16 protein-coding genes are annotated in these 22,243 nt (G+C 37.7%); 11 read left to right on the forward strand and 5 right to left on the reverse strand.

Annotation, left to right across the window (positions count from 1 at the left end):
* Nucleotides 1-4: 4 nt before the first annotated feature.
* Nucleotides 5-1,171, forward strand: coding sequence for an efflux RND transporter periplasmic adaptor subunit (locus tag ACXAGJ_RS14485; RefSeq protein ID WP_473285103.1), 1,167 nt, complete (start codon nt 5-7; stop codon nt 1,169-1,171).
* A gap of 7 nt (nt 1,172-1,178) precedes the next feature.
* Complete coding sequence (locus ACXAGJ_RS14490) at nt 1,179-4,679, forward strand: efflux RND transporter permease subunit (RefSeq protein ID WP_474840881.1); 3,501 nt, start codon at nt 1,179-1,181, stop codon at nt 4,677-4,679.
* An 80-nt stretch (nt 4,680-4,759) separates the two neighbouring features.
* On the opposite strand, the gene ACXAGJ_RS14495 is transcribed toward ACXAGJ_RS14490, so the two are convergent.
* Both ACXAGJ_RS14495 and ACXAGJ_RS14500 read right to left on the reverse strand, forming a co-directional pair.
* Nucleotides 4,760-6,067, reverse strand: a complete 1,308-nt coding sequence (locus ACXAGJ_RS14495) for a RagB/SusD family nutrient uptake outer membrane protein (protein WP_474840882.1) — start codon at nt 6,065-6,067, stop codon at nt 4,760-4,762.
* 12 nt (nt 6,068-6,079) lie between these two features.
* Entirely contained in the window at nt 6,080-9,052 is a 2,973-nt protein-coding gene (locus ACXAGJ_RS14500) for a SusC/RagA family TonB-linked outer membrane protein (RefSeq protein WP_073315756.1), read from the reverse strand.
* A 314-nt stretch (nt 9,053-9,366) separates the two neighbouring features.
* Between ACXAGJ_RS14500 and aspS the strand changes: the two genes are divergently transcribed.
* The 6 genes from aspS to ACXAGJ_RS14530 all read left to right on the forward strand — a co-directional run bounded on the left by aspS (nt 9,367) and on the right by ACXAGJ_RS14530 (nt 14,888).
* A complete protein-coding gene (gene aspS, locus ACXAGJ_RS14505) occupies nt 9,367-11,115 on the forward strand; it encodes an aspartate--tRNA ligase (RefSeq protein WP_474840883.1) in 1,749 nt (582 codons plus the stop codon).
* 51 nt (nt 11,116-11,166) lie between these two features.
* On the forward strand, nt 11,167-11,715 hold the full coding sequence (locus tag ACXAGJ_RS14510; protein WP_474840884.1) for a hypothetical protein: 549 nt from the start codon (nt 11,167-11,169) through the stop codon (nt 11,713-11,715).
* Complete coding sequence (locus ACXAGJ_RS14515; protein WP_474840885.1) at nt 11,687-12,529, forward strand: tetratricopeptide repeat protein; 843 nt, start codon at nt 11,687-11,689, stop codon at nt 12,527-12,529. Before ACXAGJ_RS14510 ends, ACXAGJ_RS14515 begins: the two co-directional genes overlap by 29 nt.
* Nucleotides 12,530-12,552: 23 nt before the next feature.
* Complete coding sequence (locus ACXAGJ_RS14520; RefSeq protein ID WP_474840886.1) at nt 12,553-14,337, forward strand: chloride channel protein; 1,785 nt, start codon at nt 12,553-12,555, stop codon at nt 14,335-14,337.
* A 10-nt stretch (nt 14,338-14,347) separates the two neighbouring features.
* Complete coding sequence (locus ACXAGJ_RS14525; protein WP_474840887.1) at nt 14,348-14,599, forward strand: hypothetical protein; 252 nt, start codon at nt 14,348-14,350, stop codon at nt 14,597-14,599.
* A gap of 91 nt (nt 14,600-14,690) precedes the next feature.
* Complete coding sequence (locus ACXAGJ_RS14530) at nt 14,691-14,888, forward strand: cold-shock protein (RefSeq protein ID WP_073315762.1); 198 nt, start codon at nt 14,691-14,693, stop codon at nt 14,886-14,888.
* 49 nt (nt 14,889-14,937) lie between these two features.
* On the opposite strand, the gene ACXAGJ_RS14535 is transcribed toward ACXAGJ_RS14530, so the two are convergent.
* Complete coding sequence (locus ACXAGJ_RS14535; RefSeq protein ID WP_474840888.1) at nt 14,938-15,714, reverse strand: carboxypeptidase-like regulatory domain-containing protein; 777 nt, start codon at nt 15,712-15,714, stop codon at nt 14,938-14,940.
* A gap of 111 nt (nt 15,715-15,825) precedes the next feature.
* Nucleotides 15,826-16,275 carry a nucleoside deaminase gene (locus tag ACXAGJ_RS14540; protein WP_474840889.1) on the reverse strand — a complete coding sequence of 150 codons (450 nt, stop codon included), beginning with the start codon at nt 16,273-16,275 and terminating at the stop codon, nt 15,826-15,828.
* Nucleotides 16,276-16,373: 98 nt separating this feature from the next.
* Between ACXAGJ_RS14540 and ACXAGJ_RS14545 the strand changes: the two genes are divergently transcribed.
* Nucleotides 16,374-18,140: a 1-deoxy-D-xylulose-5-phosphate synthase gene (locus tag ACXAGJ_RS14545; RefSeq protein WP_474840890.1), complete on the forward strand. Its 1,767-nt coding sequence runs from the start codon at nt 16,374-16,376 to the stop codon at nt 18,138-18,140.
* Between the two features lie 7 nt (nt 18,141-18,147).
* On the opposite strand, the gene ACXAGJ_RS14550 is transcribed toward ACXAGJ_RS14545, so the two are convergent.
* Entirely contained in the window at nt 18,148-20,802 is a 2,655-nt protein-coding gene (locus tag ACXAGJ_RS14550; protein WP_474840891.1) for a T9SS-dependent M36 family metallopeptidase, read from the reverse strand.
* 356 nt (nt 20,803-21,158) lie between these two features.
* Here ACXAGJ_RS14550 and ACXAGJ_RS14555 point away from each other — a divergent pair, with 356 nt between their 5' ends.
* Nucleotides 21,159-21,605, forward strand: coding sequence for a lipocalin-like domain-containing protein (locus tag ACXAGJ_RS14555; RefSeq protein ID WP_474840892.1), 447 nt, complete (start codon nt 21,159-21,161; stop codon nt 21,603-21,605).
* Nucleotides 21,606-21,768: 163 nt separating this feature from the next.
* Nucleotides 21,769-22,212, forward strand: coding sequence for a lipocalin-like domain-containing protein (locus tag ACXAGJ_RS14560; protein ID WP_474840893.1), 444 nt, complete (start codon nt 21,769-21,771; stop codon nt 22,210-22,212).
* Nucleotides 22,213-22,243: the final 31 nt, after the last annotated feature.

Consider the following 22,243-nt stretch of genomic DNA (forward strand, 5'->3'; position numbering starts at 1 on the left):
CATTATGAAAAAGATACTTACCATATTATCCGCTTCACTATTAATTGTCTCTTGTGGACAAGATAGTTCGAAATCTATTGATAAAATTATAGAAGATGGGAATCTACAGGCATTACGTGCCAAAAGAACCGAAGTTGTAGGACAGCAACAAACCATAGCTGACCAATTAAAACAACTTGACGAAGCCATTGCTTCTTTAGATACTGTAAAAAAACTTCCTTTGGTGACTACCATTACTGCCAAGGATACTTTATTCAATCACTACTTGGAATTACAAGGAAATGTTGAAACCAAGCAAAACATTGTATTGTATCCAGAAATGGGAGGTGTACTTACAAAAATCTATGTGAAAGAAGGTCAAAAAGTAAGCAAAGGACAATTACTAGCCAGAATAGATGATGGTGGATTGAGTCAGCAATTATCTCAAGCCGAAGTAAGAGCACAATTAGCAAAGACTACTTTTGATCGCCAAAAAAGACTTTGGGAGCAAAAAATCGGTTCTGAGATTCAATATCTTGAAGCTAAGACTAATTACGAAGCTCAGGAAAATGCTGTAAACCAAATCAAGCGTCAATTGGCAAAAACAACGGTAAACGCACCTTTCTCTGGAGTAATCGACGATGTGATTACAGAGCAAGGAAGTGTAGTATCACCTGGTCAAAATCAGATCATTCGTATTGTGAATCTTAATGATATGTACATCGAAACTGAGGTACCAGAACGTTACATCCCAAGTGTTACCGTAGGTAAAAGTGTAGAGGTGTATTTCCCGGTACTTGGTCAAACGATCACGACAAAAATTCGTCAGGTAGGAAACTACATCAATCCTAATAACAGATCATTTATGGTTGAAGTAGGGATTCCTTCAAAAGGAGGTACAGTAAAACCTAATCTTACTGCCAAAGTAAAAATTAACGATTACACCAACGAAAAGGCGATTTTGCTTCCGCAGAGTATTCTTTCTGAAAATGCAGAAGGAGATCAATACACCTATGTTACTTCTGACAAGGACGCGCAAAATATTGCCGAAGCTAAAAGAGTCATCGTAAAGACCGGAAAAACACAGGGAGATTTTATAGAAATCCTAGAAGGTGTTGCTAATGGAGATGCTATAATTAGCGAAGGAGCCAGAAGTGTAAAAGATGGTCAAAAAGTGAAAATTTTAAACTAAAAACCCTATGCAAGTCAACAAGAAAAAAGTAGATAAGGAATTTAAACTATCGTCTTGGGCGATAGACAACCCTACTACGATCTATGTAATGATCGGTATATTTCTAGTATTGGGGTTGTCGGCATATTTTTCGATGCCGAGAGAGAATTTCCCAGAGATTAACGAAACCAAAATCTATATCAGTGTTCCCTACCCTGGTAATACTTCTGAGGATATAGAACGATTGATCATCGACCCTCTAGAGGATAAGCTGAAGAATGTTAGTAATGTGGTTGAAATCTTATCCACTTCGCAGGAGGATTACGGAATCATTACTGTTGAATTCGACGAAGAATTATCTGTTCCTGAAGCCAAACAAAAGGTAAAGGATGAAGTAGATTCTGAAAAAGCGAATGAAGATTGGCCTACCTTTAACGGAGCCAAGGTAGAACCGAATGTTTTTGATTTGAGTATCTCTGAAGAAACTCCGATTATGAACATCAATATCACCGGAGATTATCCAGTAGACAAATTAAAGGAGTATGCAGAGTACTTGGAAGATGAAATTGGAGATCTACCTGAAATCAAAAAAGCAGACATTCGAGGGGCACAAGAAAAAGAGGTTGAAGTAGCTGTAGATATTTACAAAATGATGGCTGCCCAGGTAAGTTTTGATGATGTGATTAACTCCATCCGAAATGGAAACATGACGATGTCTGCCGGTAATATGATTTCTAGTGGCCAGCGTCGTACTATTCGAATTTTAGGAGAGATTGATCGCCCTTCTGAACTTGATGATTTTGTAGTAAAATCACAAAATGGTGCAGTTTACCTTAGAGATATTGCTAAGGTTACTTTTAAAGAAGAAGACAAAACCACATATGCAAGAGAGTATGGTGAGAACGTGGTGATGTTGGACGTAAAAAAACGATCTGGAAAAAACATGATCGAAGCGGTAGAAAAGATCAATGTAATCTTGGAAGAAGCTAAAGAAGATGTATTTCCAAAAGATCTTTCGATCAGTGTTGCTAACGACCAATCCGAAAAGACCGAAAACCAGGTAAGTGACTTGGTAAACAACATCATTTTTGGGATTATCCTGGTTGTAGGAGTATTGATGTTTTTCTTAGGATTTAGAAATGCATTATTTGTAGGTTTTGCGATCCCGATGTCGATGTTTATGTCTTTTATGATTCTATCAGCTCTGGGCTACACTATGAACACTATGATTCTATTCGCCCTGATTATGGGATTAGGAATGCTCGTAGATAACGGTATTGTGGTGGTAGAGAACGTATATCGATTGATGGAGGAAGAAGGCATGTCACGTATAGAAGCCGCAAAAAAGGGAATTGGTGAAATTGCTTTCCCAATTATCATCTCGACAGCAACAACAGTAGCTGCATTTGTTCCTCTTGGTATGTGGCCAGGTGTGATGGGACAATTCATGATTTATTTCCCGATTACCTTATCCGTTGTATTGGGGTCATCCTTGTTTGTGGCCATTTTTATCAATTCCATGTTGGTTTCACAATTTATGGAAACTGGAGAAAAAGTTTTGTCACGTAAACAATTGATAAGACTCAGTATTATCCTAGGAGGTATTGGTACTTTTATTCTAATTATAGGAGGACCAGTACGAGGGTTAGGAACCTTAATGATCGTAACTGCTATTATGTTCTGGGTATATAGATATGTGTTAAAAGGTGCCGCTAATTTTTTCCAAAGAAGAATATTAGCTTGGTTGGAAGATAAGTACCAAAGATTTTTAGGACTTGCCTTAAGAGGATGGAGATCCTATGCTTTTACTTTCGGTACTTTTATATTATTGTTCGTTGTTTTTGCGATGTTTGGTGCATCAATTGGAAGCCAACGTACCAAAGTGGAGTTCTTCCCGGATAATAAGCCTAATCAGATTGTGGTTTATATCGAATATCCTCAAGGAACGGATATCGATAAAACCAATGCCATCACCAAAGAAATTGAGCAACGTGTATATGCCGTTGTAAATGACAAAGAATACGTAGAAGGACAGGACTATAATTTCCTGGTAGAATCTGCAGTCTCTCAAGTAGGTGAAGGTGCAGGTAACCCACAAACTGATGGAGGTAGTAATGCCGAAATGCCGCACCGAGCTAAGATTACGGCTACTATGCGCGAGTATAAATTCAGAAAAGGAAAAGACTCTGAGGTATTACGTCAAAAGGTACAAGAAGACTTAAAGGGGATTTATCCAGGTGTTGCTATTTCTGTCGAAAAAGATCCTGTAGGACCACCTGCTGGATACCCTATCAATATCGAGATCGAAGGCCCGGATTACGACGATTTGATCAACATTGCGGAGCAGATGCGTAATTTCATCAATGAGAAAAACATCCCAGGAATCGAGGAGTTAAAAATTGATGTAAACAAAGGTAAACCTGCCATGCAGGTGGTGGTAGATCGTGAAAAAGCTGGAGAGCTTGGTGTAGCTGCTGGTCAGGTTGGTAATCAATTGCGTCGTTCTATTTTTGGTGAAAAAGCTGGAGTTTATAAAAAAGACGGAGAAGATTATGATATCTACGTACGATTTAATGCCGAAAACCGATACAATACTAGCGCACTGTTTAATCAGAACATTACGTTCAGAGATCAGGCATCTGGGCAGTTAAAAGAGATTCCTGTTTCTGCAGTAGCCTCGCAAAAAAACACTTCATCGTTTAGCGCGATCAAGCATAGAGATACAAAACGAGTAGTTACTGTATATTCAGGATTACAACCAGGATTTACAGATGCTGGGGCAATTGTTTCTCAGATTCAAACCGAAATGGCAAGTTTCCAGGAATTACCTAGAGGAGTTAAGATCGACTACACAGGACAAATTGAAGAACAGGGTAAACAAATGGCATTCTTGATGGGAGCCTTCTTTGCCGGATTAGGATTGATCATGTTGATTCTTGTGTTCCAGTTTAGTTCGATATCTAAGCCAACGATTATCATGATCGCTATCTTCTTAAGTTTTATAGGAGTATTTGGAGGTATTTTGGTTACCGGAGCATCTTTTGTAATTATGATGACGATGATGGGAATTATCTCATTGGCCGGTATTGTAGTAAATAATGGTGTAGTACTACTAGACTATACGCAACTGCTTATCGATCGTAAGAAAGTAGAGTTGAATATTCCTGAAAGTGAATTACTACCTAATGATGAAGTAATGAAAATCATTATCAAAGGAGGTAGAGCACGTTTAAGACCAGTATTGCTTACGGCTATTACTACGGTACTAGGGCTAATCCCGCTTGCAATTGGATTTAATGTAGATTTCTTCTCTCTATTTACTGATTTTGATCCAAAAATATATATCGGAGGTGATAATGTAATTTTCTGGGGACCATTAGCTTGGGCTGTGATCTACGGATTGATTATCGCTACCTTCTTAACATTGATTATCGTTCCTTGCTTGTTCTTTATTGTGAATAGATTTAAAGTATGGGTACGTAGAAAGAAAAACGTGGAAGTACCTGTAGCTACTACAGCTACAGCTTAATACTTAACGGTTTGTAAATTGATAAAAGAAAAACGCCGCAAATTGCGGCGTTTTTTATTGATGTAGAAGATATCTTGTCTCTATCTATTTTCATTGGCAGGTGTAGGGAATTGCTCAAATGTAGCATCTCCAGATCTATCCAACGGTAGATCTCCCAGTCGATTAAATCTTCTTAAATCGATCCATCTATGCCCACCTTCTGCAAACAATGAATATCTTCTTTGATTTAATATTTCGGTTACCAATTCTGCCGGAGTAGTTCCTCCTGTATACCCTGGTAATCCCGCTGCGGTTCTAACCACATCTATTGCTGCTACTGCAGCAACAGGATCCGCAATATGATTCGCTTCTGCAGCTAATAAAATTAACTCCTCATTTCTCATGACAGCCACAGGAGCTACATTGCTATCATAGATAAACACATCGTGATCTCCTGTCAAATTAGACTGTGTTAGTGAAGCCGTTCTCATTACTGCTTTACCTACTCTTGTATCTCCAGCCTCAGCATCAGTGATAAAAGATGGGTGCGCTATTCTTGCATTTGCCCCGGTAGAATTTAAGGCGAAAAACAATGGATTTGCAACATCAGCACCAGTTAGAGAGAATGTAAAATAAGCTCCTGCATTAAGATCTCCTGCCATATCCATAAATGAATTTCCAAGCAGTGTTAATACAGAAGTATAATTCCCTCTGTAGGCTTCTACTCTTGCTGCCAACGCATTATTAAACTCTAAAAAAGCAGTAGGTGTATTGAATGCGTCAAACCCTTCAGGAATTGTAAATGGAAAATCAGCTCCTCCATTCGAAAGATCGGTTGCAGCCGTAGTAAGCATATCAAATATTGCTGTTAAAGCTTCATCATAACCTACGAATGGCCCCAGGTTATTTGGATCAGAAACATCCAAACGAATTCCATTCTGGAATTGTAGATTCAACACCATTAATAACTCATGAGCTTTAAGTGTATTCGCAAACCCTCTGGTTGCAGCTCTTTCGGTATCAGTAAAATCTGCAGATGAGTTTGTTAAACCCTCTAAAAGCAGATTGATATCCTTTACCGTTCCATATCTCGAAGCATAAGGAACTGTAGTATAAAACGTATTATCGTCTAGAGTACCCGTAAGTAAATCTGCTGTCCAACGAGGATCAGAACTCTGAAATCTCCAGTATTCTCTACCTGCTACAGCTTGCACATCGACCTGAGTTCCTAATCTAGTTCTCATATCAGCCAAAACTCCTGACATTGCTTGTACCAATTCTGCTCTAGACAGATCCTCAGATATAGTATCTGTAGTAGGTCCATTTAAATTGCTACCATCCTCAACCTCGCACGAAAGCATCAAAACTGAAGATAACAATAGCATGAATATATTCTTTAGTATTTTCATTTTCTTATTTTTTTAGAAGCCAACAGCTAAGTGAAACAAATAACGTTTAGAAGAAGGGAATGGCGTTACCTCTACCCCACTTGACAATCCATTAGATCCAAAGTTCGAAACTTCAGGATCATAGCTGTTATAATCAAAAATATTGATCAAATTATTTCCAGAGAAACCTACTTTAACATTGGACACGTGTCCCGCAAACGCTTTGTCTAAAACACTAGAAGGAATATTGTAGTACAATCCTACTTCTCTTAATCTCAGGTAAGATGCATCTTCTACGAATGGTGTTGCATTACCAGCAAAGAATGCGGCAACTCTGAAATCTCCATTGGCTACTGCCGGATCAAAATCGAAATCATCAAAATCCGGGCTAGTGCCACCAAAGTCTGTCAATAACGAAGTTAGATTTACGTTATCTCCTCCTTGTTTCCAATGCCATAAGAAAGATAAGGTAAAGTCTTTATAACGTAAATTGTTTGACCACGTCATCTGAAAATCTGGCTCTGCATCACCTAGTACTACCAAGTTTCCATTGGCGTCATTACCTACAATTTGTGTTACACTTCTACCTTCTTCAATTCTAAAAGTTCCTAATCCTTCTCCAAAACCTCCTAGAGAAAATGGCTCTACATCTAATCTAGTTACCTCTGATGTATTTTTAAAGAAGATCAAATTAGAACTCCAGTCAAAATTATCTTCCTGAAAGATAGTAGCATTCAAAGCGATCTCAACTCCTCGGTTTTCTAAGTTACCAGCGTTTTCAAAACGTGTGGTAAATCCAGAAGAAGGTTCGGCATTTGCCTGTAGGATAAGATCATCAACAGATTTGTTGTAGTACGAAAATTCTAACCCTATTCTGTTTTCCAAGAAGCTTGCATCAAAACCAACTTCCAATTCTTTTTGTCTTTCTGGAGAAATATCTGGATCTCCCAGTGTTACTGGCACTACAATCCCCACATTACCATCGATCAAGGAATTGGTATATGCAGTAAACAACGCTCCATTAGGAGCAAAGTTTCCAGCCTCTCCATATGCAGCCCTTATTTTGAAACGGCTCACATATGGTACATTCCAGAAATCAAAATTATGGAAGTTTACCGCTGCAGAGGCCTTTGGATAGTAGAACAACTCATTCGCGTCTCCATTATTACTGGATTTATCTCCTCTTATCCCCAGTGTACCTATGATTTTATCCTGGTAATTCAATTCTTCCTGTACAAAGAATCCTTGATCCTCTTGTTCTTGTCTGAATTGAGTTACACTTACATTCGCTCCCTGATCTACATTGGTTTGAGAAGCTACCAAATCTGAAGTAATATTTCTTACCGTATTTCTTGAAAACGTAAGCTTGGTAACACCCGCCTGCGTTCTGAAATTAAGATCTTTATCAGTAGTATAATTGTGTACTAAAAAGGCCGAGTAGTTGGCATCTTTGTTTTCGGTTGTACCTAATGCCGTTACCCCATTAAGACCTCCATTAGATGGTTTTTGAAACTGTAAGATTTCTGGAAAAATAGCTGTTGTAATTAATTCATAATAGTCAACCCCTCCACGAAGAATAAGTTTCAAATTGGATTTATCATTCTCAAAAACTTTATAGTCCAATGATGCTCCTACAATAAAACGATTAACATCCTCTCTGTTGGTGATCAGATCTCTGGTTTGTAATGGGTTTGAAGAACCGAATGGGTTGTCTGGGTAATTTCCATTTGCATCTGGAAATAGCTGTGCCCAAGGTGGAGTAGAACTTAATGCTACACCAATAGTAGTTCCTGTATTATCATTGTTGAAGAAACCACGATCAGAAACCGAATCTATATAGTTAGAACTAATCGATAGTTTTGCGCGTTTGTCCATAAATTCATGATCCAAATTAAATCGTATCGATTTTCTATCATATCCCGTATTATCTACAATTCCATCTTCCTCGTTATTAGAAAAAGCAGCATAAAACAGGGTATTATCCGATCCTCCGGAGATATTCACACTAGTATTCGAAATAAAACCTTGTTCTCCATATATCTCATCTTCCCAATCTATCAAGGTACCATTGTCCCTTGCAGCAGCAAACAATGCTCCATTACCAGCTCCCAGAGCTTCTGCTCTAGCTTCGGTAAAGTTTCGTTGCCCTAAAGAGTTTAATAAGGTATTAAATCCAAAATCCTGATTGAATGAGATTTTCGTTTGCCCTCTTTTACCTTTTTTGGTAGTAATAATTACCACCCCGGCAGCAGCCCTTGCTCCATAGATTGCAGCTGCAGAAGCTCCTTTAAGGATCTCCACACTTTCTATGTCATCAGGGTTAATATCTGCAATCCTGTTTGACGGGTTATCCTGATTTGAAGCATTCCCTCCGGAAGCCGCTCCAGATACCGCATTTAGACCTGCTGCAGCAATACTGTTGTTGTTTACATAAACTCCATCAACAATATAAAGCGGTTGCGCATTACCATTTACGGAAGTAACCCCACGTAATCGAACAGAAATACCTCCCCCAGGTGCTCCTGAACTTCTGGTGATTTGTGCTCCGGCAAACTTACCAGCCAAAGCTCCGTCTAAAGTTTGAGGAGGTGTTAGCCCTACAAGTTCTTCTGAAGATACCGAGGCTACAGCATTGGCTGCGTTACTTCTTTTTACCGAAGTTGCTAAACCTGTTACTACTACCTCTTCTAATGCTTCTGAAGATTCTGCTATTTCGATCGAAATATCCCCCGCAGTTTGCACCGGTACAGATTTCTCTGTAAAACCTAGTGCAGATACGACTAGTGTAGTTGGTAAAGAATTTACCGTAATTGAAAAATTACCATCGATATCGGTAGCTGTTCCGTTATTCGTTCCCTCCTCTACAATATTTACGAAAGGAGCAGGTTCCCCCGAACCTTGAATCACTACTCTTCCCGTAATAGTTTCCTGGGCTAAAAGCACGACAGGAAAGAAAAGTAATAATAGCAGGACTCTCATCCTGCTAAAATGAGTTTGTTTTTTCATAATGATTTGTTTAAATGTTTGGTTAAATCTATTAAAAGATATTTATAAAAAAATGTTAAAACTAACGATTGTTCGCATTAAAATACCTCTAATCTTCAAATACTTACGGAAAAACCGTTAAATGATTACGTTTATTTCATTTTTCAACATGTAATTCTAATATCCCTTTCATTTTTATGCGAGTTCATACTTGCTCGGCATTTAAAAAATACGACAGTAATAAGATCGTATCGGTTACAAAAAACTATACTCAATACAGTGATTAGATATCCAATAAACTTCTTATTTTTGCAGCCTTAATAAGACATATAATTATGTACAGAAGTCATTCTTGTGGCCAATTGAGAGCCTCAGACATTAATACGGAAGTTACACTAGCCGGTTGGGTTCAAAAAACTAGAGATAAAGGATTTATGATTTGGGTAGATCTTAGGGATCGATATGGGATTACCCAACTAATATTTGATGAACAAAGAACACCTGCCGAAGTAGTTGAAAAGGCAAAAACTCTTGGAAGAGAGTTCGTAATTCAGGTAAAAGGTAATGTAATTGAGCGTGAATCCAAGAATGCCAATATCCCAACCGGAGATATTGAAATTTTGGTAAGTGAACTGCATATCCTTAACGAAGCTATTGTACCTCCTTTTACTATAGAAGATGAAACTGATGGTGGAGAGGATATAAGAATGAAATATCGATATCTGGACATTCGTAGAAATCCAGTAAAAAATAGCTTGATGTTTCGTCATCAGGTAGCAATGAAAGTTCGTAATTATCTTTCTAGCGAAGGTTTTGTTGAAGTAGAGACCCCTTATTTGATCAAATCTACTCCTGAAGGCGCAAGAGATTTTGTAGTGCCTTCAAGAATGAATGAAGGCGAGTTTTACGCACTTCCACAATCTCCACAAACTTTCAAGCAACTGTTGATGGTAGGAGGTATGGATAAATACTTCCAGATTGTAAAGTGTTTTAGAGATGAAGATCTAAGAGCCGACAGGCAGCCAGAATTTACCCAAATCGACTGCGAGATGGCTTTTGTCGAACAAGAAGACATCTTAACCATTTTTGAAGGGTTGACACGCCATTTACTCAAAGACATCAAAGGAGTTGAAATTGGAGATTTCCCAAGAATGACCTTTGATGAGGCTATGAAAACCTACGGAAATGACAAGCCAGATATCCGCTTTGGGATGAAATTTGGTGAGCTTAATACTGTAACACAGCATAAAGAATTTAAGGTTTTTAATGAAGCAGAGTTGGTGGTGGGTATTGCCGTTCCTGGGGGAGCATCCTACACCCGAAAAGAAATCGACAAATTGATCGATTGGGTAAAACGACCACAAGTTGGTGCTTTGGGAATGGTATATGTGAAATGCAATGAGGATGGTTCGTACAAATCGTCTGTAGATAAATTTTATGACCAAGAAGATTTGGCCAAATGGGCTGAAGCTACTGGTGCAACACCTGGAGATTTGATCTGCATACTCTCCGGTCAGACCAACAAAGTAAGAGCACAATTAAGCGCATTACGTATGGAACTTGCAGAGCGTTTAGGATTACGTAATCCTGAAGAGTTTGCTCCGCTGTGGGTTGTTGACTTCCCACTTTTGGAATGGGATGAAGATACAGAACGTTACCACGCTATGCATCACCCTTTTACCTCTCCAAAGCCAGAAGATATCCCTTTACTAGACACAAAACCTGGTGAAGTTCGTGCTAATGCCTATGATTTGGTATTAAATGGTAATGAAATAGGTGGTGGTTCTATCCGTATTCACGATAAAGAAACACAAGCATTAATGTTTGATCATTTAGGTTTTACTCCTGAAGAAGCTAAGGCTCAGTTTGGGTTTTTGATGGATGCTTTTCAATATGGCGCACCTCCACATGGCGGAATTGCCTTTGGATTTGATAGATTGGTCGCAATTTTGGGTGGTCAGGAAACCATTAGAGATTTTATTGCTTTCCCTAAAAACAACAGTGGCCGCGATGTGATGATCGACGCCCCTGCAACTATTGATCAGGAACAGCTCAAAGAGTTGAATATTCAACTCGATCTTTAAAAACATATCAAAAAAAATCCTGCTTTTAGCGGGATTTTTTATTTTTAGAATATGAAAAAACTGCTTAAGATAACACTCATTATTATCTCCTCTTTGGTACTCATTGTGCTAGCGCTAGCAGGATGGTTCTATTATCAACATGTAGGAAAACATGATGCCAACCAGGAAAAATATCCTCATTATGTAGGTTATCTAGATCCGCAAAAAACAATTTCTAAAGAAGGGTTTGAAACCTGTAACGAAACAAAAGTGTATAAAACCCACCACGGCGCAATTCCAGAAGCTTTTAAAGAAAATAAAGGGATTTTCAGGAAAAAGATTCTTGAAAATTATAATAATAAAGGCTATACCGATTCTGGATATTTATTCTTTAGATTTATTGTGAACTGCCATGGAGAAACAGGAAGGTTTGAGATTACCGGAACAGATTTCGAGTTCAATGAAATTGAATTTAAACAGGATTTGATTGATCAGTTACACCAATTAACTGCCGATTCTGAAAACTGGAAGGTCTTACAAGGAAAAAATACTCCGATAGATTATTATGTATATGTTGGTTATAAAATAAAAAATGGAGAAATCACTGAAATACTGCCTTAGCATCGCAATTATTCTTGGTATTGCCTCATGTGATTCCCCCCTAACAGAGGAAGAGAAAAAAGCAAAGGCTGATCAAATTATTAATGGCAAGACTTTGCTACTTAGCCCTCATTATCAAGACTCATCAAAAATGATGACTTTGGTTGAGCATGCGATCACTTTGGACCCCAACAATGCAGATGCACGTAGGGAATTATCAATCCCATATCTGAAACGTGGAATGCCTGTACAATGGAAACCTCTATTTGACAAGGCGGTAGCGCTCGATCCCGTAAATTGGCAAGGTTGGAGAGGATACCTTTACCTCTACTTTTATAGAAATTATGAAAAAGCAATTGAAGATTTTGATGCTACAGATCAGTTGACACCAGATTTTGACGACTATCCACAGGGACAGAGTGTAAACTATATGAGAGGTGTTGCCTATATGGGGCTTGAGGATTGGGACAAAGCAAAATTATATTTTGACACTTATATCAATGAGCAAATTGCAACCTCGGGTGAGGATTATGCTGATGTAACTGCATTTTTATATCGTGGGATCATAGCTTACCAAAACAATGAAATCGAAAGTGCTATAGAAGATTTTCTAAAAGTTTTACAATACTCTGGTAACCATTATGCAGATGCACATTATTATTTGGCCAAATGCTTTTCTGCACAAAACAACCTTTCAAAAGCAAAACATCACATCGATGAGGCAATAAAAGACTTTGATCTGGGTTATTTTCACAGCCGGAATTATGTTGAAGTACTTTATCAAATTTATATTCAAGATTTAGAAGGATTAAAAAAGCAATTAGAAAATAGTTAACTTTATAGTAGAACTAACTATCCATGACGTCCTCGAGAAAAAGTATCCTATACAAAATACTGAAATGGCGTTACCGCAACATTTCTAATAAGAACTTTATCTTATTACTGAGTGTTATTGTAGGTTTTACTGCAGGACTTGTTTCTTTGTTACTCAAAAATTTGACGCACCTCATTCAAGTCGTTTTACAGAGTGACGTGATCTCCTGGCAAACTTCTTTCTATTTTATTATCCCGGTAATTGGTTTACTTATTGTATACATCTTTACCAAATACATTATTAAAAGAGACGTACGCTCCGCCATCCCATTAATCTTAAACTCATTATCCAAAAAAAACGGGATTATAAAACCCATACACGGATACTTACCTTTGATCCTGGCTCCTATAACCGTAGGTTTTGGAGGATCTGTTGGACTATTGGGACCTGCGATCGGATCTGGATCAACAATAAGCTCAGATATTTGTTCTCTATTTAAACTAAGTGAGAAAACCCGATTTTTGCTAATCGGTTGTGCCGCCGCAGGTGCTATTTCTGCTGTTTTTAAATCTCCTTTGGCTGGTTTGGTGTTTGCTGTTGAAGTATTTAGCCTGGATCTAACACTCACTTCGTTACTTCCATTACTTTTTGCCTCGGTGTCCGCAATACTGACATCTTATTTCTTTTTAGGAGACGAGGTATTATTTCGATTTGATGTTATTGAAAAATTTGATATTTATGATACTCCGTTTTATATCATTCTAGGTATCGGTACTGCAGTAGCATCCATTTATTTCACAAAAATGTACTTTGGAATTTTACATTTTTTTGATCGTTTTTCTAAAAAAATTCATCGTCTGTTGATTGGTGGTTTTGCGATTGGAGGGTTACTATATTTTATCCCCCCTCTTTACGGAGAAGGAATTGGTTTTATCAACGATCTTTTGAGAGGCGACCATTATACCGCTATTGGTGAAACTCCATTCGATACTATTACCAGTAACATATGGGTAGTGATAGGATTGCTTGTAGGAATAACGATTTTTAAAGCGGTTGCTATGACCGCAACTTTTGCAGCCGGAGGATCAGGCGGAATCTTTATTCCAACCATGGTTATGGGGAGTGCCTTAGGAAATGTAGTATCCAAAGTAATCAACAACCTCGGATTAGGATTAGAAGTATCTGAAGCTAACTTTACACTATTAGGCATGGCTGGATTAATTGCTGGTGTGCTGCATGCTCCTTTGACCTCTATATTTTTGATTGCTGAGATTACTTCGAGTTATGAACTATTTGTACCTCTAATGATCACTACAGGGATTTCGTTTTTTATTTCCAAAAACAGTATAGAACACAATATTTACAATCGTGAACTAGCTGAACAAGGAGAACTATTGACTCATAATAAAGATCAAACGGTGTTAACTTTAATGAATCTGGAAGATTGCATTGAAACCAATTTTATAGCAGTGCAACCGCATTTCACTTTAAAACAATTATTAAGTGAAGCTGTAGCTAAATCAAATAGAAATTTGTTTCCGGTCACAAATGACGAAAACGAACTTATCGGGATGGTTTCGTTGGATGACATACGAGATATTATGTTCGACATCACTTTATATCACAAAGTAAAAGTTGAGACTTTGATGTCTCAGATTAAAGCGAGTATTGTTTATGAAGAAGACAATGCCAAAACGGTAATGAGAAAATTTCAGGATACAGGTGCCTGGAATCTTCCTGTGATAAAAAATGGAAAATATCATGGATTTATCTCAAAATCTAAATTGCTTACCTCATATCGAAGAAAGTTGATTAATTTTACTGGCTAATTGTATACTCATGAAATATGTTATCAGAATTTTATTTGTAGCTATCCTGGCTAGTATTTTGGTTGGATATTATTTCAAAAACATCGGAGACCATACCACTGGAGACAAGTTTGTTGGTGTAGCCATCCTAGCTGCATCCTTTGTTTTGATGCCCATTTTTATCTATCATCGATGGAAAAACAAGAAAGTAAAGGATTATATGCTAACCGAAGAGAATCTTAAGAAAATGAGAGATTACCAAAACAAAAAGGATAAAGCTTGAAAATTGTTTTTTTAAAAATATTCACATTTTCATAACGATTCATAAAATATTTAGACCTACCTTTAGAACTCAATTATTATTTTTTATTACAATGGAAGGAACAGTTAAATTTTTTAATGAATCAAAGGGTTATGGTTTTATAACCAACGACGAAACCGGTAAAGACATCTTTGTTCACGCAACAGGAATCGATGGCGACGCTTTAAATGAAGGTGACAAAGTTGAATATCAAGAGCAAGAAGGACGTAAAGGAGTTATTGCGGCAAATGTGCGCGTAATTCACGAATAAGATATAGAGCACCCAGTTTCTGAGTAGCGCTGTTTGTACAGCGCTATTTTTATTTCTTGATATTATACTTTTCTATAAAAACCTCTTTTTGAACCATTAAAAATTCTAAAATCTTTAATTCATCCTTTGACTGAAGCACTAATTTGGTTTCGTTATTTTCATTTACAAAGTCTACAAAATTGTAATATTCCGTTTCCGGAATCTCCAGCATTTCTACAATAAATTGTTCGTCAAAATAATCAACCACTGTTTTGGGAGGACCATAGGCTGTATACTTCTTTCTTCTAACTAAACCACCCGCTAATTTTGCTAAAGCCAAAAAATCTATTGTTGTGGGTACGAAATCATCTCTTAACGCAATGTTTTTTACATTGGATTGTGCATCATTAAATTCTGGTAAATTCATCTGCATTAATTCTGCAGCGCTAAAAAAAGGAAGGTTTTCTGTGTATGTTGGTATTTTTGACACATCCTCTTCAATACGACCAGTTAGGGAATATTGTGACACCGTTACCTCATCCAGGGCATTTACTTTTTCCTTTAATTTTATCAAAAAAGCATCATTTTGCATATCTGAAGAAGACACAATATGAGTATAAGGCACATACTGTATAGAAGAAATAATCAGCGTATCTCCTGGTGTCGCTCGAATTGAAAAATACCCTTCTTGATTGGTGATCGTACCTACCTCCAGAGCTTTATTAATCACATGGATATCATCCCACTCATCTGTTTCCGAGACAATTCTTCCGTTAAGCTTTGTATACTCTTGCGAAAAGACAATAGAAGTCATGCCTCCAAAAAATAACAGAATGATTTTTTGCATTGGTTTCGGTTTATACTATAAAGACTATAGCTTACCGAACAGGTTGCAAATCATTCTTGAATCAAATTGCTAAGAGCGGTAAATTCATTAAAAAATACCTATGTAAGATTTTTAATTCAGGTTTCGTTTTTCGATAAAAAAACGTTTCAACAACTGGCTACATTCTTCCTGCAGCACACCTCCTACCATTTCTGTTTTAGGATGTAGTTTGACTCCTAATGCATTAAACCCTCGTTTTTCATCTGCGGCTCCATAGACCACCTTTCCTATCTGACTCCAATACAATGCTCCTGCACACATTTGGCAAGGTTCCAGGGTTACATACATAGTGCACTCATTCAAATATTTACCTCCCAAAAAGTTTGCTGCCGCGGTAATGGCCTGCATCTCGGCATGAGCAGTAACATCATTAAGCATTTCTGTGAGATTATGGGCTCTGGCAATTATTTTATTTGACACTACAATTACAGCTCCAACCGGAACTTCATCTTTTTCAAAAGCCATTTCTGCCTCCTGAAGCGCTTTCTTCATAAAATAGGCATCATCAAACGGATCTAGCATGGTACGTTCTATTTTGTTGTAAAACTAGCTAAAATTATCCGTAATCCACATCTCACAAAAGATTATAAAGTACCAGTACAAAAGCTTACTTTTGTCACATGTCAACATCATTGCTTTCACAAATTCAAAACCCTTCGGATCTAAGACAACTATCCGCTGAACAGTTACCCATCCTAGCACAAGAACTTCGTGATTTTGTAATCAATATTGTGGCTACCAAAGAAGGGCATTTGGGAGCAAGTTTGGGTGTGATCGAATTGACTATAGCCCTACATTATGTTTTTGACACTCCAAACGATTTGTTGATTTGGGATGTAGGTCATCAAGCCTATCCTCATAAGATTCTAACAGGTCGGAAAGATATTTTTCATACCAATCGCCAACTGAATGGAATCAGTGGTTTTCCAAAAAGAAGTGAAAGCGAATACGATACTTTTGGAGTAGGACACTCTTCTACTTCTATTTCTGCAATTTTGGGTATGGCCATTGCATCAAAGCTTAAAGGAGAACTATCTAAACAACATATCGCGGTAATTGGAGATGCTTCAATCGCCAGCGGGATGGCTTTTGAAGGACTTAATCATGCTGGTGTTGCCAAAACGAATATGTTGGTTATCCTAAACGACAATGCTATTGGTATAGACCCTAGTGTGGGAGCGCTTAAAGAATACCTTACCAAGGCAAAAGTTGGAATAAAACCCAGGAAAAACAACATTATTGAAGCCTTGAATTTTAACTATTTTGGTCCTATCGACGGTCATGATTTACCTTCTCTAATTAAGGCTTTGGAGCAATTAAAATCGACAGACGGACCAAAACTTTTACATATTATCACAACAAAGGGAAAAGGACTGAAACAGGCCGAGGAAAACCAGGTCAAATATCATGCTCCTGGCAAGTTTGATGCCTCTACAGGAGATCTAATCCCAAAAGACAGCACTAATCTACCTCCAAAATTTCAAGATGTTTTTGGCTATACGTTATTAGAACTCGCACGAGAAAACGAAAAAATCATAGGGATCACTCCTGCTATGCCTACCGGTAGCTCTTTAAAATATATGATGCAGGAAATGCCCGACAGGGCATTGGATGTGGGTATTGCAGAACAACATGCAGTAACTTTGGCTGCTGGAATGGCTACTCAAGGCATGACTCCATTTTGCACTATTTACTCTACTTTTTTGCAACGAGCTTATGATCAAGTGATTCACGATGTAGCTTTACAAGATTTACCTGTTGTTTTATGTGTAGACAGAGCCGGTCTTGTAGGAGCAGATGGCGCTACGCATCACGGAGTTTTTGATATCGCTTATTTGAATTGCATTCCAAATATGATCGTAACCGCTCCAGCCGACGAAATAGAATTACGTAATTTGCTATATACCGCCTCTTTAGGTTTAGACCACCCAATAGCTATTCGCTACCCTAGAGGTAGAGGACATATTTCGGATTGGCAACAACCATTTAACAAGGTAACCATAGGTAAAGGAACAACAAAGCGTAAAGGAAAAGAGGTTGCTATCATTTCTACAGGAGCAATTGCAACTACTGCCTCCCAAGCGATAAACCATAGTAAACAAAACGTAAGTCACTATCATTTTCCATTCATAAAGCCTTTGGATCACAACTTACTAAGCACTATCTTCTCTGAATATCACACCATTATTACTGTTGAAGATGGAGTTGTTACCGGTGGTTTTGGAAACAATATCCTCTCCTACGGAAATGAAAACAATTTCAAAACCCGTGTTGTCAATCTAGGTGTTCCTGATCAGTTTATCCATCATGGCAGCATAGAGGAACTTCATGAAATTTGCGGCATTTCTGTCCAAGGAATTTCCTCTACTATTTTAAAGTATGTCTAGCAAAGATTTATCGAATCACAATTTTTGAAATATAGGATGCTGATCCATTTTCTGCATCAACTTTTAAAATATAAATCCCCGCTCTAAGCACTACATCAATAGGATATATGCTCTCTATCACAGCTTGTTCTTCATACACAAAGCGACCATTCACATCATAGATTCTAATAGAACTATTACCCATATCTTGAGGAACTCTGATATTAAATGATCCACTGGATGGATTGGGTTCTATAATAAATGCTCCTACATTAGGATTTTCTTCAACCTCATTACAATTTAATTCAGATACTGGTGGTAAATCAAATGCCTCCACTTGATCCGTTCTTAACTGACTATTACCCTGGCTAGCACTCCAACCCACTCCTCGTGCCGCAAACACTTCCCAAATCAAACATGTATTAGCTCCTTCATTCGCTATTTGATCAGCCAAGAGTATTGCATTTCGCCCATCAACAAATCCAGGATTACACGCCTGAAGTTTCAACCCATCCATCACCAATTGCATGGCCAGGTTATTTCCTCCTGTTCCACTGTACAAGTCTGGATCAAAACCATCGCGCTCTATCAATGCCCAGTTCAGGTCCCAAAGAATGGAAGCCCATACAGATCCTACTCCATGAGGAGCCGAGAAATTGGTTTCGTCATTGGTATCTCCATAAGTAACAGGATTAACCGTGGTATCTGTACTATATGGGAACGGTCGTATTCCTACCCCAGAAATCGGTTGCCCGGCAGAAAAGGTTCCAATCCCTCTGGCATCTGCTCCAGTATCACCAGATTCTATAGTCATCATTAGAGCGAACCAATCAGACCATCCTTCGCCCATTTGTTCTGTATCTTGAATACAATTCCCATCGTCATCAAATTCTACACAAGTAATTAAACAATTGGATGCAGCTGCACCACCAGTTAAACGCGTAGAAATACCATGTGCGTATTCGTGTATAATGATTCCATTATCAAAGGAACTATCATTAGCAACAATATTCAACCCTGGATCAGACAAAGTAATATTAACGGTATTGGTTTCCATTTCAGTAATAATAGCCTCTCCATCATCCATACCTATCATTACCGCTGGAATAGTAATCATTCCGTTATCTCCTCCCATCACTATTGGATCTCCCGGCTGATTATTTACCACTAGAACAGCAATCGCTCCAGCTTGCTGGCATCGAAATACTTTATCTGCAAAACTACATTCCCCTCGCCTCACTACTGCGATATTTCCGTTTACCTCGGCATCATTAATAATCACACTACAAGCGTCATTGGCATCTGGCGTAGGGTTGTCATCTACTGCCAATACCAAATTAGCAGTTAACCCATCTGGTACTTCTGGTGCGTCTACATGCCCTGGATCAAAACTGTTATCAACAATAGTATAAGATCCTGCAAGAGCTGTATTGTTCACCACAAACACTTCTATATCCGGACTGGTTTGAGGATTCCACACAAACATTTGCATCCTCGGATTTCTTCCATCTGGAGGAGTAGTAAAATTGGCGTTATTTATTCCTGATCCATCTATCGCATCCGCGATCACTTCATCGCTACCAAATCCCCCACGACCATAATTATTCAACTGAAAATTACCAGAAGACTCATCAAAACCATAGTGATACCAAACATCATGAACCACATTATTTGTGTAGAACAAATTGGTGATTGAAGCATTCTGATTATTCAGAAAAACGGCATCTGGATCAAAAGCAAAATCAAACATTAGATTTGCTCCTCCATCGGGTTGCTCTCCCAATCCATCATTGCCATTTACATCTTCAGAAGCGATTACATTATTTCCTGAGGTAACAGTTACATCTGCTCCCGCAACTCCATCGATATCATGCCACCCAAAAGGAGAAGCCACTTCGTCTTCCTGGCCGGAAACTAATCGTCGACTTCCGTGATTTGGGCTTTCTACAGCAGGAATAGGATATACATTGTACACAGGATCCATAAAAGCTGCAGAAGATTCAATATTATTTTTAAACAATGAAAATGTGTTATGTTGTTTTTGCTGATGGGTATGATTTTCAAAAGAACAACTAACCACCCAGTCATTTCTGGCCACCAGTTCTCCGTTAATTGCATCTACTCTTACACTAAACCAGTGCGCTCCATCAACAGTATGTATACTAAGATCCCAACACAATTGTAAGCGATCATTTTTAAACTCATAAACCAGTGCTACCGGAATATCATCTGTACTAATATTCCCCTTAGACAAAAGGTAAGTATCTTTTTTGCTCTTCGTATTCTCTAATTCCTCTATTCCGGACGCAACACCTAAATCGAGAGATAATGCAGCTTTTTTTACTGCTGCGACAGGAGAAACACTTGTCGATATCGCATTTATTTTTGATGCTATATTGTCAATAAAATTACCTGCAAAAGAAACCACTTTTCCTTTTCTTATTGTAAAATTCCCGATAACATTTTGAATTGGTATTCCTTTATACGACTGAACAACATATACATTATTCGATTGTAAGCTTTTTGAAAAGGACTCACTCTGAATCACCAACCCAGAAACATCTTTTGGTGACATCCCTTCTTGTATCAAATATGCTTTTATTACGTCTAAATCTGAAGACTGAGCTCCAACACGGAAAACGCCTATAAAGGCCAAAAAAACTAAAAAATAGAACTGTTTCATACCAATTATCAATTAATCCTTACAAGTAAGTCACAAAAATTATACCCCTAATGATTTTGCGATGATAGCAGGAAAGAGAATGTCTAAGATAAGAATAATCTTAAAGATCGATATTACAAGTGATGCATCCCCTTATTTATGCATAACATTTTTTTTCTCTTTACTACATTTACTCACAAGTATTTACGTATAAATATAATGGTCGGTTTTATATTCATATACTTTCATGTAAAAAACAAAAAATTAGCCATTATAAAAATATTTTGTTCTGGATTCGGCACTCTTCTATTTCTATGATTTGGTAGTCATTCATTAAAATTGTTAATTCGTGAAGATTTTAACCAAATTTTATAACCATGAAAAAACTTAGTTTATTTATTCTATTCACTTGTACAATCGCTGTCGTTTCATGCGGAAGTGACGACGATGGTACCGAGGTAAGTGATACTGGTCTCATAGGGACTTGGCAATGGGTATCTGCCTCAGAAAATGGAGTTGCCGAAGACCTCGACCAATGTGATTTACAGGAAACTCTAGAATTTAGAGAAGGTGGAATCGTAGTTAACAGATTCTTTAATTCTGTTTCTACAAACAATCAAATTACTTGCACCGGTCCTGAAACCGAAGAATTCGGATGGTCTTTAGCCGGAGATCAACTAACCTTGTCTTTTACAGCAGGGGCAATAACAGAAACCGAAACTGCTACTATTACTACATTAAATGAAACTACTTTGATTGTCGAATATAGAGATGAAGACAATGGTGTAATACTAGTTTACACCGAAACCTATAGAAGAATTTAAACATCTTCTTTCCACATAATAAAAAAGGCTACATAATAAATATAAATGTAGCCTTTCTTATTATTCATACTCTTACTTCCATTTCAATCACATCAAAAAAAGCACCATCCACATGGTAATAAATTCCATTTAGAGGTACGTATCTGTATAAACTAAATTATTTATGATGAAAAAATTAAACCTATTCCTATGGGTGCTTACCATGATTACTATATTTTCTTGTGGAAGCGATGATTCTACTCAAGAAACAGAGGAGTTAACCAAGGAAGAGTTACTTATCGGAAAATGGCAAATTACCGCCATTAATGATCTTCCTGAAAATGATTGTGAATTGCTTGGTACTCTTGAAATCAATGCAGACGGAAGTTTTGAAGAACAAAATTATGGCGGATTTCCTGGAGTTTGTAGCCCAGATGATCTAAGAGCAGGAACTTGGGAACTATCCGAAAACACCTTAACCCTTACCTTAAATGAGCTAGGAAACTCAACTAGTCTTACTTTCACTAATACCATCCTGGAACTTACTAAAACCACATTAAAATACACTTTTGAAGATGATAATGGAGACGGAACTATATTGACAGAAATATGGACATACGGAAAGTAAACATACAAAAAAGGCCATCCAAGAGGATGGC

The organism is Aquimarina sp. AWH4_224 (assembly GCF_056160245.1).